At 68.8% G+C, this 16,736-nt stretch carries 17 protein-coding genes and 1 pseudogene; 9 read left to right on the top strand and 9 right to left on the bottom strand.

Features of this window, described 5'->3' with window-relative positions:
- Positions 1–133: 133 nt before the first annotated feature.
- Positions 134–1,267, bottom strand: coding sequence for a phosphate ABC transporter substrate-binding protein PstS (gene pstS / locus EDD90_RS29440; RefSeq protein ID WP_123975960.1), 1,134 nt, complete (start codon positions 1,265–1,267; stop codon positions 134–136).
- Between the two features lie 369 nt (positions 1,268–1,636).
- Between pstS and EDD90_RS29435 the strand changes: the two genes are divergently transcribed.
- Positions 1,637–3,199, top strand: a complete 1,563-nt coding sequence (locus tag EDD90_RS29435) for an FAD-binding oxidoreductase (protein WP_123975959.1) — start codon at positions 1,637–1,639, stop codon at positions 3,197–3,199.
- Between the two features lie 176 nt (positions 3,200–3,375).
- Here EDD90_RS29435 and EDD90_RS29430 read toward each other — a convergent pair whose 3' ends face one another.
- The 3 genes from EDD90_RS29430 to EDD90_RS29420 form a co-directional block, all read right to left on the bottom strand.
- Positions 3,376–4,068: a phosphatase PAP2 family protein gene (locus EDD90_RS29430; RefSeq protein WP_123975958.1), complete on the bottom strand. Its 693-nt coding sequence runs from the start codon at positions 4,066–4,068 to the stop codon at positions 3,376–3,378.
- A 192-nt stretch (positions 4,069–4,260) separates the two neighbouring features.
- The gene (locus EDD90_RS29425) at positions 4,261–5,280 is read right to left on the bottom strand and encodes a bifunctional lytic transglycosylase/C40 family peptidase (RefSeq protein ID WP_185149636.1); all 1,020 of its coding nucleotides are present in this window, start codon (positions 5,278–5,280) and stop codon (positions 4,261–4,263) included.
- An 86-nt stretch (positions 5,281–5,366) separates the two neighbouring features.
- Positions 5,367–6,143 (bottom strand): serine protease, encoded by a 777-nt coding sequence (locus EDD90_RS29420; RefSeq protein WP_123975956.1) that lies wholly within the window; start codon positions 6,141–6,143, stop codon positions 5,367–5,369.
- A gap of 92 nt (positions 6,144–6,235) precedes the next feature.
- Here EDD90_RS29420 and EDD90_RS29415 point away from each other — a divergent pair, with 92 nt between their 5' ends.
- Positions 6,236–6,751 carry a SitI3 family protein gene (locus EDD90_RS29415; protein WP_123975955.1) on the top strand — a complete coding sequence of 172 codons (516 nt, stop codon included), beginning with the start codon at positions 6,236–6,238 and terminating at the stop codon, positions 6,749–6,751.
- A gap of 12 nt (positions 6,752–6,763) precedes the next feature.
- Positions 6,764–7,141 carry a VOC family protein gene (locus EDD90_RS29410; protein WP_123975954.1) on the top strand — a complete coding sequence of 126 codons (378 nt, stop codon included), beginning with the start codon at positions 6,764–6,766 and terminating at the stop codon, positions 7,139–7,141.
- Positions 7,142–7,201: 60 nt separating this feature from the next.
- Here EDD90_RS29410 and EDD90_RS29405 read toward each other — a convergent pair whose 3' ends face one another.
- Entirely contained in the window at positions 7,202–7,969 is a 768-nt protein-coding gene (locus EDD90_RS29405; protein ID WP_123975953.1) for an SDR family oxidoreductase, read from the bottom strand.
- Positions 7,970–8,105: 136 nt separating this feature from the next.
- Positions 8,106–9,023 (bottom strand): oxidoreductase, encoded by a 918-nt coding sequence (locus tag EDD90_RS29400; protein WP_123975952.1) that lies wholly within the window; start codon positions 9,021–9,023, stop codon positions 8,106–8,108.
- A 90-nt stretch (positions 9,024–9,113) separates the two neighbouring features.
- Between EDD90_RS29400 and EDD90_RS29395 the strand changes: the two genes are divergently transcribed.
- The 3 genes from EDD90_RS29395 to EDD90_RS29385 all read left to right on the top strand — a co-directional run bounded on the left by EDD90_RS29395 (position 9,114) and on the right by EDD90_RS29385 (position 13,129).
- The gene (locus EDD90_RS29395) at positions 9,114–9,716 is read left to right on the top strand and encodes a TetR/AcrR family transcriptional regulator (protein WP_123975951.1); all 603 of its coding nucleotides are present in this window, start codon (positions 9,114–9,116) and stop codon (positions 9,714–9,716) included.
- Between the two features lie 292 nt (positions 9,717–10,008).
- Complete coding sequence (locus tag EDD90_RS29390; protein ID WP_123975950.1) at positions 10,009–11,376, top strand: S53 family peptidase; 1,368 nt, start codon at positions 10,009–10,011, stop codon at positions 11,374–11,376.
- Positions 11,377–11,821: 445 nt separating this feature from the next.
- Complete coding sequence (locus EDD90_RS29385; RefSeq protein WP_123975949.1) at positions 11,822–13,129, top strand: S53 family peptidase; 1,308 nt, start codon at positions 11,822–11,824, stop codon at positions 13,127–13,129.
- Between the two features lie 171 nt (positions 13,130–13,300).
- Here EDD90_RS29385 and EDD90_RS29380 read toward each other — a convergent pair whose 3' ends face one another.
- The gene (locus tag EDD90_RS29380; RefSeq protein ID WP_123975948.1) at positions 13,301–13,534 is read right to left on the bottom strand and encodes a hypothetical protein; all 234 of its coding nucleotides are present in this window, start codon (positions 13,532–13,534) and stop codon (positions 13,301–13,303) included.
- Positions 13,535–13,572: 38 nt separating this feature from the next.
- Positions 13,573–13,812, bottom strand: coding sequence for an ATP-binding protein (locus EDD90_RS29375; protein WP_260328152.1), 240 nt, complete (start codon positions 13,810–13,812; stop codon positions 13,573–13,575).
- On the opposite strand from EDD90_RS29375, the gene EDD90_RS29370 reads away from it, so the two are divergent.
- Complete coding sequence (locus tag EDD90_RS29370; protein WP_123975947.1) at positions 13,799–14,422, top strand: hypothetical protein; 624 nt, start codon at positions 13,799–13,801, stop codon at positions 14,420–14,422. The genes EDD90_RS29375 and EDD90_RS29370 overlap by 14 nt on opposite strands.
- The gene (locus EDD90_RS29365) at positions 14,419–15,084 is read left to right on the top strand and encodes a hypothetical protein (protein WP_123975946.1); all 666 of its coding nucleotides are present in this window, start codon (positions 14,419–14,421) and stop codon (positions 15,082–15,084) included. Before EDD90_RS29370 ends, EDD90_RS29365 begins: the two co-directional genes overlap by 4 nt.
- Before the next feature lie 280 nt (positions 15,085–15,364).
- Here the strand turns inward: EDD90_RS29365 and EDD90_RS29360 are convergent.
- A pseudogene (locus EDD90_RS29360) lies at positions 15,365–15,919 on the bottom strand (hypothetical protein); the annotation flags it as partial.
- A 395-nt stretch (positions 15,920–16,314) separates the two neighbouring features.
- Here EDD90_RS29360 and EDD90_RS29355 point away from each other — a divergent pair.
- On the top strand, positions 16,315–16,623 hold the full coding sequence (locus EDD90_RS29355; RefSeq protein WP_046732870.1) for a hypothetical protein: 309 nt from the start codon (positions 16,315–16,317) through the stop codon (positions 16,621–16,623).
- Positions 16,624–16,736 lie beyond the last annotated feature (113 nt).

The raw sequence follows: 16,736 nt of genomic DNA, 5'->3' as shown, positions 1-16,736 counted from the left end.
CTGCGGAGTCGCCCTGAGGGGCGGCTCGGAGAAGCCGTACGCCCCGGTTTTGTGGGGTGTACGGCTCCGGGCGGCGGTGCACCGGACGGTGCGGCCGGGTCCCTGCCGGAACTCGGCCGCACACTCGGAATCTTTAGCTCAGGCTCGCGACGGTGGTGCGGACCTTGGCGATGATCTCGTCGGGGATCGGGGCGTAGTTGATCGTGGAGAGCAGCTTCTGGCCGTCCTCGCTGGCGATGTAGTTCAGGAACGCCTTCGTCGCCGGGAGGGTGTCGGCCTTGTTGCCCTTGTCACAGGCGATCTCGTAGGTGACCAGGCTGATCGGGTACGCACCCTCGGCCTTGGTCTTGTAGTCGAGCTTCAGCGACAGGTCCGAGCCGGTGCCGACGACCTGGGCGGCCGCGATGTCGGCGGTGGCGGACGCGGTCGACGGGGCGACCGGCTTGCTGGCGCCCGTGTCGATGGAGGCGGCCTTGATGCCGTCCGAGACGTAGGAGAGCTCGAAGTAGCCGATGGCGCCGGAGGTCTGCTTGACCTGCTGGGCGACACCCGCGGACTGCGGAGCGGACTGACCGCCCTTGGCCTGCCAGGCCTTGCCGCCGGAGTACTTCCAGTTGTCCGGGGTGGTGGCGATCAGGTACTTGGTCAGGTTGTCCGTCGTACCCGACTCGTCGGAGCGGTGGAACGCCTGGATCTTCAGGTTCGGGAGCTTGGCGGTCGGGTTCAGCTTCTTGATCGCCGCGTCGTTCCAGTTGGTGATCTTGCTGTCGAAGATCTTGGCGAGGGTCGGCGCGTCCAGAACCAGGTTGTCGACACCCGGGACGTTGTAACCGATCGCGATCGCGCCGCCGACCATCGGGAGGTCGATGCCCTGGCCGCCGGAGCAGACCTTCTTGGAGGTGGTGACCTCTTCCGGCTTGAGCGCGGAGTCGGAACCGGCGAAGGCGACCTGGCCCTGCGTGAAGGCGGTCACACCGGCGCCGGAGCCGGAGCCCTTGTAGTTGATCTGCACACCACAGGCCTGCGAGAAGTTCTTGACCCAGGCGTCGATCGCGTTCTTCTGCGCGGAGGAGCCGTCGGCGAGCAGCTGGCCCTTGGCGTTGTCGCACTTGATGGAGCCAGCGTTGGCGGAGGCCGAGGGGTTGCTGCTCGAACCGCTGCTGCTGCCGTTGTCGTCCGAGCCGCACGCCGTGAGGGCCAGGGCGCCGGTGACGGCGACAGCACCGAGAGACAGGACGCGCAGCCGGTTCTTGCGCTCAAGCTTCACTTTCGGGAGTTCCTTCCAAAGGCGCCACCTTCGGCGGCGTGCGAGGTAGTAGAGACGCGGCGAGGGCCCTCCTGGCTGGGCATTAACGACCGCCCCCCGCATCCGGTAAGGCCGAAAGTAGGCAGATCAGGTGAAGTGGCCGATGGCCATAGGTGAACGGAGGGTGAACCCCTGCCATCGGCCTGGTTAGGTCACGGAACGCTCACGGTGAGGGCACACGCAGGTTCCAACCAACGGGTTACGCGAACATTTCTTCGGCGTTCGCCATCACAGCCGTTACGACGTCACAGCGTTCGTTACGCCGGGTGGGGGAACCTCTGTGCGACGGACGTCGTCTCGTCCCAGGAAAGCCGACGAAAGGCACGGGCAATGGAACGGCGTACCTTCATATCGGGCGGGGCGGCCGCCCTCGCAGCGACCGCACTGACGGGGTGCAGCTCAGGGGGTGCAGCCACATCGCGGACGACCGGCGCGCCACTCGCGTCCACATCCTCTCGTACGGCGCTGAAGACCACCAGTGAAGCGGCCGCGGCCAACTGGACCGCGCTGGCGCACGCCCTGGACGGCACCCTGGTCCGCCCCGGCGACGCGAACTGGACGACGGCCCACCAGCTCTACAACACCCGCTTCGACGGTCTGAAGCCGTCGGCCGTCGCGTACGTGGCGCACGCGGACGACATCCGCACCACCCTCTCCTACGCCCAGGCCCACAACCTGAAGGTCGCGATCCGCAACGGCGGCCACTCCTACGCCGGCTACTCCTCCGGCGACGGCCGTCTGATCCTCGACGTCTCCAAGCTCAACCGCATCCGCGTCAGCGGCGGTACGGCCGTCGTCGGCGCCGGCTCCAAACTGATCGACGTCTACCGCGGCCTGGCGGCGAAGGGCGTGACCATCCCGGCGGGCTCCTGCCCCACCGTCGGCGTCTCCGGCCTGGTCCTCGGCGGGGGCCACGGGGTCGCGTCCCGCGGGTACGGCCTGACCTGCGACAGCCTCACGCAGGCGACGCTGATCACGGCGGACGGCACGCAGGTGGTCGCCAACGAGAGCACCAACAAGGACCTCTTCTGGGCACTGCGCGGCGCGGGCAACGGCAACTTCGGCGTCGTGACGGAGCTGCAGTTCAAGACCCACCCGACCCCTCAGGGGGTGACGGCGTACCTGACCTGGCCGTGGTCGAAGGCGGCGCAGGTCCTGAAGGCCTGGCAGGAGTGGGGCCCGTCGCAGCCGGACGAGATCTGGTCCTCCCTCCACCTGGAGAACTCGGGCAGCGGCCCGCGCGTCTCGGTCGCCTGCTTCTCGATGGGCACGTACGGCGAGCTGCAGAACGCGGTGGACGCCCTCGCCCACAAGGCTGGCGCCAACGCCACCTCCGTCTCCCTGCGGCGCCACGCCTACGAGGAGGTGATGGAGATCTACGCCGGCTGCTCCTCCTTCGCCACCGAGCCCCAGTGCCACCTGCCCGGCTCCACGCCCGGCCGCTCGCCGCAGGGCAAGCTGGGCCGAGAGACCTACACGGCCCGCTCCGACTTCTTCGACCGCTCGCTCTCGGCGGCCGGCATCCAGACGGCCCTGAACCAGATCGGCTCGGTCCGGGGCGGCGCGGGCAGCATCGCCTTCACGGCGCTCGGCGGAGCGGTGAACCGGGTCTCGCCGACGGCGACGGCGTTCGTGCACCGGCGGTCGCGGATGCTGGCGCAGTACATAGTGTCGTGGGGGGCGGGTGCCTCCGGCAGCACGGGCCAGGCCTGGCTGAATGCGGCGCACACCGCGATGAAGCCGTACGCCTCCGGCGCGGCCTACCAGAACTACGCGGACCCGACGCTCACCGGCTGGAAGAAGGCGTACTACGGGGACGCGGTGACGAAGCTGGGCAAGGTGAAGAAGCAGTACGACCCGAACCGCTTCTTCTCCTATCCGCAGGGGTTGTAGGAGTTCGCGGTTCGGCTGCGGGTGCGTGGGGGTTGCTCGCGCCCACGCGGCGCAGCCGCAGATCGATACAGTCCCGCGCCCCTTACGGGGCACGTCGTAGCTGCGGGCATGCGTGCCGCTAGGGGCGGCACGGGTGGGCGCAGCGGCACCCGGCCAGCGCCGGTGAGCGAAACCCTCTACGCCGCCAAGTCCCGCTCCTCAGCCTCCACAGCCGTACGCGTCCCCGGTACCAAACCCACCGACGCCGACCGCCTCCGTACGATCCACCCCACCCTCGGCGAACCCTCGACCGCCTTCATCACCGGGGTCAGCAGGGCTGTGGCCAGCGGGGAGAGGAGGAGTACGACGGCCGTGCCGAGGGCGAAGCCGCCGACCACGTCCGTCGGGTAGTGGACGCCCATGTACACCCGGCAGAAGCCCTCCAGCAGCGCCAGCCCGATGCCCGCCGCCCCGAAGCGGCGGTTCGCGACGAACAACCCGACCCCGAGGGCCATGGTGATCGTCGCGTGGTCGCTCACGAAGGAGTAGTCGGTCTTGCCGGAGATCAGGACGTCGAGTCCCTGGTGGGTGAGGAAGGGCCGGGGGCGTTCGACGAAGCCGCGGATGGGGACGTTCACGAGGACGGCGATCGCGGCGGCGAGCGGCGCCCACACGAGCGCGGCGATCGTGGCCGGCGCGTCCTCGTCGCCCCGGCGCCGCACGGACCACCAGCACCACACCACCAGCAGCACCATCGCGACCAGCAGCCCGTACTCCCCGACGAACTCCATGCACCGGTCGAACCAGTGCGGAGCGTCCTTGGCCAGGCCGTTGATGTCGTAGAGCAGTTCGACGTCGGGATTGGATCCGGATTCGGCGAGTACAGCCATCGTGCTGCGGCCCCTTCGTCGTCGTTCCGGGACGCACCTCGTGTGCGTCGCTCGCTGCCACCCCCGTGGTCGGCTACGTCAACAGGAACGCACGACCTCCGTCACTACGTTCCAGGTTCCACCGAATGATCACGCAGACGTTATCGAAGAGAGACACAAAGCCCCAGCTCAGGGGTGGGTTTCACGCTCGGTTCACACCGACGTGGGGAGCGCTTTCGCGCCATCTTCGGTGACGCGGGTGGCGCCGAAGTAGTCGGCCGAGTCGATGGGGTCGAAGCGGATGACCGCCCCAGTGTAGGGCGCGTCGATCATGTACCCGCCGCCGACGTAGATCCCGACGTGGTGGATGGCACGGGAGTTGGAGAGATCGGTGGAGAAGAAGACGAGATCACCCGGGAGCAGTTCGTTGCGGGAGGGGTGCGGACCGGCGTTGTACTGGTCGTTGGCGACACGGGGCAGCGTGATCCCGACGCTCGCGTAGGCCGCCTTCGTCAGCCCCGAGCAGTCGAACCGTCCGTTGTCCTGAGCTGTGCCGTTGCCGCCCCAGAGATACGGCGTGCCGAGCTTGTTCTGGGCGTAGGTGATGGCACCGGCGGCCTGCTTGGTCGGGGAGAGCCGGCTGACCGGCGCGGCGAAGCTGTCCGCGAGGGTGGTGATCGTCTTGACGTAGTTCTGGGTCTCCTTGTACGGCGGCACACCCTTGTACTTGATGACCGCGTACGCGCCCGCGTTGTAGGCGGCGAGCATGTTGTCGGAGACGTTGCCGGGGACGTCCTTGACGTACGAGGCGAGCTCGCAGTCGTAGGAGGCGGCCGACGGAATCGCGTCATTCGGGTCCCAGACGTCACGGACCCCGTCGCCGTTCCCGTCGATGCCGTGGGTGGCCCAGGTCCCCGGGATGAACTGGGCTATCCCCTGCGCGGCCGCCGCGCTCTGCGCCCGCGGGTTGAACCCGCTCTCCTGGTACAGCTGGGCGGCGAGCAGCGCGGGGTTGATGGCGGAGCACAGGTTGCCCCACTTCTGCACGAGGGTGGAGTAGGCGGCCGGTACGGCTCCCTTGGCGAGGGTCTTGCCGGCGCCGCCGACCCCGTTGACGAGGTTCCCGGCGACGACGTACACGCCGACGACGAGGAGCATGACGAAGCCCATCCCGAGCCCGACCGCCGCACCGCCGACCACCCATACTTTCCGCACGCCCCAACCCTCCCCCATGTCAGGGCTGTTCAACGCCATTTCGGCCGAGAGTGGCGCTATTTCACAGCAGGACGGCGGACATGACGCGGTTTCGGCCCGTCGGCTCAGTGTCCTGTGGCGTCCTTGTACAGTTCCGTGGCCTCGCGCCCGAGTACGACGCTGTACGACGTGTCGGGGGTCGCCCCGCCCTGCTCGTGCCCGCCCAGCACCCCCACCACCTCGTGATCCCCGTTGACCCAGGGGCTGCCGCTGGTGCCGCCGGTGAACTCGGGGCAGTCGATGCGCTGTTGGGTGGAGCTGCGGGCGACGGGCTTGTTGGTGCAGTTGATGGGAACCTCACGGGAGTCCGGGTACCCGGTGACGGTCACGGCGGTGGCCCCGGTGGCGGCACCGCTGACGAACCGGTTGGCCCCGGTCACGCTCTCGACCCGCTTGCCGTTGTGGGTGTCGACGACGGCGAAGGCGACATCGCTGTCCTCGCTCTGCCCATGGGCCCACCCGTCGGGCAGGTACCGCTTCCCCACCTTCCACACCCCGTACGGCGCCGCCCCGTCCCGGTATCCGGGCACGAACACCAGTCCGGTGCCGTCGCCGTCATCGCCGTCGATGCAGTGCGCGGCGGTGATGATCAGATCCCGCTTCGGGCTGTGCACGACAGAGGCGGTGCAGTAGTGGTTGCCCGACAGGCTGCCGGCCTTGTCGGCGCTGAACAGCGCCCCGACTCGGGCGCTGTCGGCGGTGTCCCCGACCACCGCGGTCACCCCGAACGGCCCCGCGGCTTCATCGGCGGCCGCGACGGAGGCCGAAGTGGCGGCCAGGACGACCACAGCACAGAGCGCGACGCGGCGCGAGGTGACGTAGATGCGTGAGGTGCGCTTCATCAGCCCCCACTGTGTCTCACGAAGGTGAGAAACGGTTCCCGACTTCACTGAGTTTTTTCTGTGAACCGCCCTTGCGGCCGACGGCTCTCGCCGTGGACAGGGAGACGATCGGTGGCGACATCGATCCCCAACGGCTCGGGCAGGGGCACGGTCTCGCCGTACTTCCCGGGCAGTACGTCCCGGTAGGCGGCACCTGGCTTCGGGGCATCGAGGAGGACGAGGAACCGGATCCCGACGATCCACTCGTCAAGAGCCCGGGCATCGCCGCATCGACGATCGTGGTCTTCGGACACACGAAGAACGTCTTCCCGGAGGAACAGGACGACGACGTCGTGCTCCTTACGTCCCGGCTGCTCGAACAGGTGCCGGGAGACGCCGTGCTGCACCTCGAATACGAGACCGCGAAGCCGGTCCGTCGTGCGGGACGGACCAGCCTGAGCGACGACACCGAGCTGTGGACGGCACACCGTCTCGCACTGATTTCACAGGACTACGACCGCACCACGTACGGAATCGACCAAGGTGCGTCCCTTCGATCTCGCCTGGAGACTCGTGAGGCGGTCGGCGTCGAGGTCGGCCGCCTCTGGACGGCGGATAGGCAGGCATGATCGGCTTGGGGCATGAGTTCTCTGATACGTCATGTCACCATCGATGCTGCGGACCCGTACGTTCTTGCGGGCTTTTGGGCCCAGGCCCTGGACGGCTCGCTGGCTGACGACGACTTTCCCGGGGATCCGGAGGCCTTGGTCACGACTGCCGCTGCCACCTTGCTGTTCGTCAGGGTCGATGACCGCAAGGCCGTCAAGAACCGCGTGCACCTGGATCTCCAGCCCCAGGACCGTACCCGGGACGAGGAGGTCGAGCGGCTGCTCTCGCTCGGTGCCACACTTCAGGGAGACCACCGAAGGCCCGACGGAACCGGGTGGGTGACTCTGTACGACCCCGAGGGCAACGAATTCTGTGTGGAACGCAGCGCGGCAGAGCTGACGAACGGTTGATCTCCTGTTACCCGGTTACGCCTGTCAGGCCTCGCCCGCCCAGAACGCCGCCCCGCATGCTCAGAACGTCGTCGTCATCCCGCCGTCCACCGCGATCGTCTGCCCCGTGATGAAGGACGCCGCGTCGCTCGCCAGGAAGACGACGATCCCCGCGATCTCCGCAGGCCGACCCCACCGGCCCAGTGCCGTCCGGGTCCGTAGCCACCGCCCCCACTCCGGGTCCTGCGACAGCTCCGCGTTGACGTCCGTCGCGAACGTGCCCGGGGCCACCGAGTTCACCGTCGTACCGCTGGGGCCCAGGTCCGCTGCCAGCGCCCGGGTCAGACCGTCGAGGCCCGCCTTCGCCGTGGCGTAGGCGACGTCCCCGGTGCGGCCCAACTGGCCGACCACCGACGAGACGTTGATGATCCGACCCGGGGTGCGGCGGGCGGCCAGGCCGCGGGCGACCGTCTGGCTCAGCGCGTATGCCGAGGTCAGGTGAGTGTCGAGCATCGCGGACAACTCGTCCGGGGTCATCTCGTCGACGCCTCTGCGGTCGCGGTGGCCCACGTTGTTGACGAGGATGTCGATCGCGCCGAGGGCGGTCACCGTCTCCTCGGCGGCCTCGCGGTCCGTGACGTCGAAGGCCGCGCCGACCACGTCCAGACCGTCGTCCTCACGCAACCGCCCGGCCACCGCAGCCAGCGCCTCCGCGTCCCGGCCGTTGAGAATCACCCTCGCACCGGCCGCCGCCAGGCCCCGCGCCATCTCCAGGCCCAGCCCGCGCACGGACCCGGTCACCAGGGCCGTACGCCCGCTGAGGGTGAAGTCCACGGCGCCGGCACTCATGCGGCCACCTCCCGGAAAGCCGTCGCGTCCGTCGTGTCGGCTCACCGTATCCGGGCGCGGCGGCGGGTCCGCCGGGCGTCCAGTAACTGGGCGGTCACCAGGCTCCGGCGAGCGGGCATCACCCGTTCACCCCCGTTCACACGGCTCCGACCCCGAGCGCCCACGCCACCCCCGTCATCTCCTCCGACAGCGTCCACAGCCGACGCGCGGCCGCCGGGTCGCTCGCCGCCCGGCTGCGGCCGACCAGCGTCGGCCCGCCCCGCATCTCCCCCAGGCCGTCGGGACCCACATAGCTCGCGCCCGGCAGATCCTGGGTCGCCGCGTACAGCGTGGGCAGGGTGCCGGCGCGGTCGTCCTGGGCGAGGAGCCGGTTGCCGACGGCCATGCCCAGGCGGGCGAGCGGGTTCGCGTGGTGGCTCTGCAGGTTGGTCGCCGCGTAGCCGGGGTGGGCCGCCAGGGCGCGGACCCGGGAGCCGGCCTCCGTGAGGCGGCGCTGGAGCTCCAGCGTGAACAGCAGGTTCGCCAGCTTGGACTGGGCGTAGGCGCGGGCGGGGCTGTAGTTGCCGCGCAGATTGATGTCATCGAAGTGGATCACGCCGTCGCCGCCGCGGTGCAGACCGGAGGAGACGGTGACCACGCGGTCCGTGACATGCGGCAGCAGCAGGTTCGTCAGCGCGAAGTGGCCCAGGTGGTTGGTGCCGAACTGCATCTCGAAGCCGTCGGCGGTGCGCTGCTCCGGCAGCATCATCACGCCCGCGTTGTTGATCAGCAGGTCCAGCGGCCGGTCCCAGCCGCGCGCGAACTCCCGTACCGAGGACAGGTCCGCCAGGTCCAGGCGGCGCACCTCCGTGCTGCCGGACACCTTCGCGGCGGCGGCGCGGCCGCGCTCCGGGTCCCGCACCGCGAGCACCACATGGGCGCCGGCCCGCGCCAGCGCGTCCGTGGCCGCCAGGCCCAGGCCGCTGTTGGCCCCGGTGACCACGGCCGTACGGCCGGAGAGGTCGGGGAGGTCGGGGAGATCGGTCACGTTCCATTTGTCGTTCTTCTCAGCCATGCCCGCCAATGTAGGCGTCGACAACAATGCTGTCAACGACAACAAAGATGGCACCGCCTACAAAGCTGGCAGCGGCTACATCGGGATACGATGGCCCCCATGTCGCAAAGCCGCCCCTACCACCACGGAGACCTGCGCGCCGCCCTGCTCGCCAGCGCCGAGCGCACCTTGCGGGAGAAGGGCTCCGCCGCCCTGTCCCTGCGCGAACTGGCCCGCGACATCGGCGTCAGCCACGCCGCCCCCGGCCGGCACTTCAAGGACAAGCAGGCCCTGCTGGACGCGCTCGCGCTCAGCGGATACGACCGCCTGAACCGGGCCCTGGCCGCGGCGGACCTGCCCGACGCCCCCCTCGAACCGCGCCTCACCTCGCTCGCCCGGGCCTATCTCACCTTCGCCATCGAGAACCCCGAGCTGCTGGAGCTGATGTTCGCCCGCAAGCACGACCCGGACATCGACGCGCAGCTGGCCGAAGCCGTCGACCTGTCCATGGGCTCCTTCGTCCGGCTGACCGCCGAGGCGCAGCGGCGCGGCGAGATCGTCGAGGGCGACCCGGAGCACCTCACCCTCGCCGCCGCGGCCGGCATCCACGGCCTCGCCACCCTGATCGCCGCCTGCGCCCTCTCCGCGGACGAGGCCCTGTCCGGTCTGGACGGCTACGTCCACCTTCTGCTGCACGGCCTCAAACCCCGCTGAATCCGGCCGAGTCGGGGTCGGCCAACGGCTCGGTACGCCCCGATCAACGCGCATTGCGGTGACGCCCGCAGGCCGCCCAGGTCAATCGAACCCCAACTTCCGGCCATCCGGCGCCCAATGATCAGTAAGCCCTTGCCGCGCTTGAGTAACGCGGAAGTCAGGATTCCGAAACCCACCTTGTTGTCGCGTACCCAACAAGGCGATGGTCGTCGCGGGCCGCCGCCCCCACCGGCAACCACACCGGTGGCCCCCCACCCGCAGGCCTCTGTCCCCTCTTCCAGGAGGCTGTACGTTGCGTACGACCACCCCCAACACCCCCCACATACGCGGTAGATGGCGCCAGATCGGGACCGCCTTCGCGGCCACCGCGGCGCTCGCCGTCGCCGGCCTGGGCACCGCCGCCCACGCCACCGCGGCCACCGCGACCACGACCCACAAGGTCAGCACCAAGGCCATCGCCGCCCAGGTCGCCAAGGCCCACGTCCAGTACGAGAAGGCCGGCTGCGGCGCCACGCCGAAGAAGGGCTTCGCCGCGTGTAACGCCTTCCGCGTCACCGGCGGCACCACCGCCTTCATGGAGAAGCAGGCCGCGCTCAAGGGCGTCACGCCGAAGACGATCAAGCCGAACGCCGCGTCCGACTCCCCCACCGGATACGGCCCCTCGGACATCCAGTCGGCCTACGGCCTGACGGACGCCGCCTCCTCCAACGGCTCGGGCGAGACGGTCGCCATCGTCGACGCCTACGACGACCCGAACGCCGAGGCGGACCTCGCGACCTACCGGTCGTACTACGGCCTGTCGGACTGCACCACCGACAACGGCTGCTTCACCAAGGTCTCCCAGACCGGCTCCACCACCTCGCTCCCGTCCGCCGACAGCGGCTGGGCCGGTGAGGAGTCCCTCGACCTCGACATGGTCAGCGCCACCTGCCCGAACTGCAACATCCTGCTGGTCGAGGCGAAGTCGGCCTCCGACGCCAACCTGGGCACCGCGGTGAACGAGGCCGTCAAGCTGGGCGCCAAGTTCGTCTCCAACAGCTACGGCGGCTCGGAGTCCTCCTCCGACACCACGTACGACTCCTCGTACTACAAGCACGCGGGCGTGGCCATCACGGCCAGCGCCGGTGACGAGGCCTACGGCGCCGAGTACCCGGCCGCCTCCCGGTACGTGACCGCCGTCGGCGGCACCAAGCTGTCCACCTCCTCCAACAGCCGCGGCTGGACGGAGTCGGTGTGGAAGACGTCGAGCACCGAGGGCACCGGCTCCGGCTGCTCCTCCTACGACGCCAAGCCCAGCTGGCAGACCGACACGGGCTGCTCGAAGCGCATGATCTCGGACGTCTCCGCGGTCGCCGACCCGGCCACCGGTGTCTCCGTCTACGACTCCTACGGTTCCGACGGCACCGGCTGGAACACCTACGGCGGCACCAGCGCCTCCTCGCCGCTCATCGCCTCGGTCTACGCCCTGGCCGGCACCCCGGGCAGCAGCGACTACCCGGCCGAGTACCCGTACGCGGCGGCCGGCACCTCGGCCCTCAACGACGTGACGAGCGGCAACAACGGCTCCTGCTCCACCGCGTACTTCTGCACCGCCAAGACGGGCTACGACGGCCCGACCGGCTGGGGCACCCCCGAGGGAACCAGCGCCTTCACCGGCTGACGATCCCTCAGAGAATGACCTCCCCGTCGGGTCACGGGGAGCCGCCACCGTGAGGGGGACGTGGGGTCCCCTCGGCGGCAGGGAAAGAGGAACGGGCCACGGCAGCCGGCCGTGGCCCGTTTTTCGCGTCTTGGCAACTCCCTTGAATTACCTGTGAGTTGCGTCAAGCGACCGCCACTCTCCGGCCAACGGGTGGCCATCGTCAGGTCACGCGAACGCCGCGTTCGGCAATGTGGAAGTCAGGATTCCCTGGACCTCTTGTTGTCGCGTACTCAACAAAGGATTCTCTTCGCGGGTCGCCGCCACGCCGCCGGGGAACCCGGACCGGCGGCAACGCACCAGGCGACAATGCCCCGGGCGACAACCGACAGCGCACGAGATCGCACCCGCACCGCCCCTGTTCGAACTGTTCCACCCCATTCAGGAACATCAGGAGGCTGCACGCATGCGTTCCACTCCCCCCAACAGATCGTCCAGGCACAGCGGTTGGCGCCGCCTGGGCGCCGCCGTGGCCACCACCGCCGCGCTGGTGTTCGCCGGCTTCGGAACCGCCGTCCAGGCCGACGCGGCCACCACCGCATCCGGCAAGGTGACCTACGTCGCCACCCCCTGTGCCACCCCCAAGCACACGGGCGACCTCACCTGCAAGTCCTACCGCGTCACCGGCGGCCTCACCGCCTTCCAGAAGCAGCAGGCCGCGAAGACGGGCATCACCCCCAAGGCCGCCGACGCCTCCACCCCGTCCGGCTACAGCCCGACCAACCTCCGGTCCGCCTACGGCCTGACCTCCGCCGCCGCCTCCAACGGCTCCGGCGAAACGATCGCGATCGTCGACGCGTACAACGACCCGAACGCCGAGTCCGACCTCGCGACCTACCGCTCGTACTACGGCCTGTCCGCCTGCACCACGGCCAACGGCTGCTTCAAGAAGGTCTCCCAGACCGGCTCCACCACCTCGCTGCCCTCGTCCGACTCCGGCTGGGCCGAGGAGATCTCCCTCGACCTCGACATGGCCTCCGCGATCTGCCCGCTGTGCAACATCACGCTCGTCGAGGCCACCAGCGCCAGCTACGCCAACCTCGGCACCGCCGAGAACGAGGCCGTCGCCCTCGGCGCCAAGTTCGTCTCCAACAGCTACGGCGGCTCCGAGTCCTCCTCCCAGACGTCGTACGACACCTCGTACTACAAGCACGCGGGCGTCGCCATCACCGTCTCCTCCGGTGACAGCGCCTACGGCGCCGAGTATCCGGCGACCTCCCAGTACGTGACCGCCGTCGGCGGCACCAAGCTGTCCACCTCCTCCACCACCCGCGGCTGGACCGAGTCCGTCTGGCGCACCTCCAGCACCGAGGGCACCGGCTCCGGCTGCTCCTCCTACGACGCCAAGCCCAGCTGGCAGACCGACACCGGCTGCACCAAGCGCATGGAGTCCGACGTCTCCGCGGTCGCCGACCCGGCCACCGGCGTCTCCGTCTACGACTCCTACGGCGTCACCGCCGGCTGGTACACCTTCGGCGGCACCAGCGTCTCCGCGCCGATCATCGCCGGCGTCTACGCCCTGGCGGGCACCCCGGCCAGCGGCACCTACCCGGCGCAGTACCCCTACGACTACGCGGGCACCTCGTCCCTCAACGACGTGACGAGCGGCTACAACGGCTCCTGCTCCACCGCGTACTTCTGCACCGCCGAGACCGGCTACGACGGCCCGACCGGCTGGGGCACACCAGAAGGCACCGCGGCCTTCGCCAACTGATCACCCGACAGGGGGAAGGGGCTCCGGCGCCGGTGCGCCGGAGCCCCTTCGCGCTCCCGCTTCGCAGGCATTCGTGCACACGGCTCGCGAGGTCCGGCGGTCCGTCGAAGAGGCCCCCAGCCGTCGACCCCGTCACCGACGGCCGACGACGACTCAACACGGTGGTGTTGTTCACCGTTCACCGCCGCGGGCCTCCGTGGCAGCACGAAGAGCGGCGGTGGCGGGCAGTCCCGGCCGGGTTTCGTCCTTGTGTTCGCGCAGCATCCGCTCACCGGGGTCGGGCCTCCGATAGAGGTGGATCCGCAAGCGCCAGCGGCGCAGGACCCCGCTGATCGTCTCTTCGGTGGGAGTACCGATCTCCCGGTAGAACTCCATCCGCTGCGCAGGCGGAAGAGCGGCGGCCACGTCGTCCGGGGTGCTAGGAGGTTCGGGGAAGGATCGCGTCACTGACACTCGGCCCACAGCAGCTTCCCGCCCCTGGAAGCCCCGAGCTCCCGCAGCACGGAGACGCCGACCGCGTCAGCACAGGTCCGCACGAGATGCAGCCCACGCCCGCCCTCGGCGTCCTCCGGCGGCAGGGCGGACGGCAGGCAGTCGCCTCCGAACCCGGGCGGCACCCTGGGGTCGGTGTCCCATACGGCGACCCGGAGCCGGCCCGTTTGGATCGACGTGGGGTTGGACATCTTCGCGCTCGCCACCATGGGGATGGGGCGCCTCGCCGCACCGGGCATGGAGGCGGCAGAGCAGGGAGTGCGCGCCAGTATGCGGGGGGCTGGGGCGATCAAGCTCGGAAAGGCAGCCTGGAACGCGTCCAAGCTGGAGAACGCCGCCGACCTGTCCAAAGCCGGACGGATCTTCAAGACCGGGGTACGCGGAAGCGAGGAGTGGAACGCTGCCCGCAAGTCGATGAGCGACGGCATGAAGGCCATGTGGGCGGCGAAGAAGGGTGCGCTGGCCGATGCGAAGGCGTTGGCCGGGCAGTCGCTTCCCAAGCTGAGCGCCCTGAAGAACTTGGTCGGCGGTGGCCCAGAGGCCGCCTCACTGAAGGCGTACCTCGACGGGGCAGTCGAACGCTTCCCGGAGTCCTCGCGGATCGCCGGGGAGATCGCGAAGGGGGCGGGATCCATCCGGCTCAGCCAGGGGGCGTTCTATGCGGGGACGGCGGTGGACGCGTTCGACAAGGGAGCCGGCATGGTCGCGCCGTGGGTAAGCGGTGTGACGGGCGGCAGCGGTACCACCTTCTGGACCGACACGAAGACATGGGCGACGGTAGAGACGGGATCCACGTGGTGAGTACCAACGAGCGTTCACGGCGCAAGGCGAGGGAAGACTCGCCCATCGAGGTGGAGCTCAAACGCCGGGCCGTCGAACAGCAAAGGGCCAGAACAGGAAGGCCGCAGGCCCTGCCACCGCTCATCCGGGAGTACGCATACGTGCTCTTGACGGTGAGCTTTCTGGGGTACTGGCTGTGGACGGGAGCGGCATGCCTCGTTCTCTGGTTCCTGCCCCACGGCGACAAGAACTCAGTCGGCATCCCGATCCTCTTCGGAGGTTGGTTCTTCTGCTGGGTTCTGCTGTTCCCGGCCACTTTGCTGTGGCACGCGCCTGAACTGCTCAAGCGGGAGCTCGGCCCTCGGCCTCATACCGCGAAGGGTTTCGTGGGCTACCTGCTGCGCAACTCCGACAAAGGCGTGTTCGACGGATCCATACCGCTGGTTCTCGACACCAGCGCGCCACCGGGGCATTTCTGGTTGGTCGGAGTGTTGTTCACGTTTTTCAGCTGCTACGGAGCAGTGACGAGTTTCGGCGTGCCGACCGGTGACTATTGGACGATTCCCTTTACGGCGGCCTTCGCAGCCTGCATCGCCTCCCTCGCCATCCTCACCCACGGCGTCTTCACCCGCCGCGCAGCCCGTCGCCGCGCAGCTCAGCAGAAGGCGGGGACCACGCGGTGAACGCACCCCAGGAATCCTCGTCGCCCCCGACCTCTTACAGCCTCGTCCTGCCTCCTGGCTGGCGACAAATTCCCCTCCGTAACGGCACGGAACGGGCTGTCAAACGCGTACTCGACCATGCCTTCGAGAACCTGCCCCGGGACGAGGTGTTCACCTACCGGCGGGATCTTGAGGCAAGTCTGTGGCAGCGCATCCGAGACGCCCAGGAGGCCGACGGGCTCGACCTCTACCTGCCGGTCGAGTTGATGCACGGCATATCCGTACCCGCCTCGATCGTGGTCTCACCCTCGGCTCGGCCTTCCTCCCGGATCTCTTCGGAGAGGGGAGACTTGTAGAAAGAGAGGTCCACGGCCACCAGTTTCCTCCACAGTTGTGCGGCCTGGTGCTTGCCCAGGCCTTGTGCGATGAGTTCGATGATCGGGTTGGCGATGCTCTGCGGGGTGTCCCGCAGAACGGTCGCCACTGCTTTCAGTATGGGCCCGGCATCCGGGCTCGTGGCGTGCGTGATCGCGGCCAGCGCGGCGAGGGCGAGGTCCTTGCGGACCTCGGCCGGATCCGTGATCACCGGCATGTTGTGCGGTCCCGCGACCAGCGGCCGCAGGGTCAGCAGGGGCCACTGGCGAGGACCGAAGCTGACCTCTCGCGCAGCCCATTCCGCGATGGCACGGTCCTGGCAGACGACCAGCAGCATCGGCTGCAACCGGTACTTCGCGAGCAGGTACGAGGCGTAATACGCCCAGCTCGCGGGCTTGTCCAGGTCCTTCGTGCCCTGGGACTCGATGGCGAGGAGCAACGGCTCGTCGTCCTCCGTCTCCAGCCGCAGGAGCGTGTCCACGCGGCGTTCGACTGACCCTCCGTCACCGAGTAGGTCGCGGCGACCAGCTGCGGCCCGTTTCGCGGCACCGGGATACTCTTCATTCGGGAGAACATCCGTCACCCGCAGAACATCGGCGCGACCACCCATCCAACCGATCCCCCGACCTGCCGTCAGAAACGGCGCAGGTCATAGAAGGGGTCAACGACGGAACCACGTGACAGGTTTCGCCCAGGCCTCATTGCCCGGCGTGACCTGCCGTGATACACAGAGTGACCGCACGAGCCTTTCGTACGAAACCCGCCAATCAATGACGTCAAGTCGACATACTCCGGCAGCGTTGTCGGGGACAATGATGCGTGACCTCTGCACCCGGCAGAGGCGGACAGAACTACCCACCAGGGGCGGTGACTTACGTGTTCTATGCGGCCGACAAGGGAGACATCAACACCATCATCGGCGGAATCGCTCCGGACTGGGGGCCTTTCGGCAGCCTGGGCAACGAGGCGAAGACGATGATCCAGGTGGTCATGGCCGTAGCCATCCTGATCTGCCTCGGTATCGCCGTATGGGGTGCCGCCAAACAGCGCATTGGCGCCACGGCCCTCCGCGACACCTTCAGCGCCGAACAGGGCAAGGGCCTCATCATCGCCGGACTGACCGGAGTCTTCATCATCGGCTCACTCGGCACCCTGTTCACCATCGTGTACGGCATGGCCGTCTAGCCGCCTGGACCTCTTCCCTCCCCGCTCCGAGGTTGCGTTTCCCTGATGTCGAGTCATAACACCGCGCCCGCGCGGGAACCAGCACGGCTACCGTCGTACTCCTACGCGTTCCG

Source organism: Streptomyces sp. Ag109_O5-1, from assembly GCF_003814875.1.
GTDB lineage: Bacteria > Actinomycetota > Actinomycetes > Streptomycetales > Streptomycetaceae > Streptomyces > Streptomyces sasae.
Note: the sequence above shows the minus strand (reverse complement) of the source record. Positions and strands in the feature narration are given on the sequence as shown.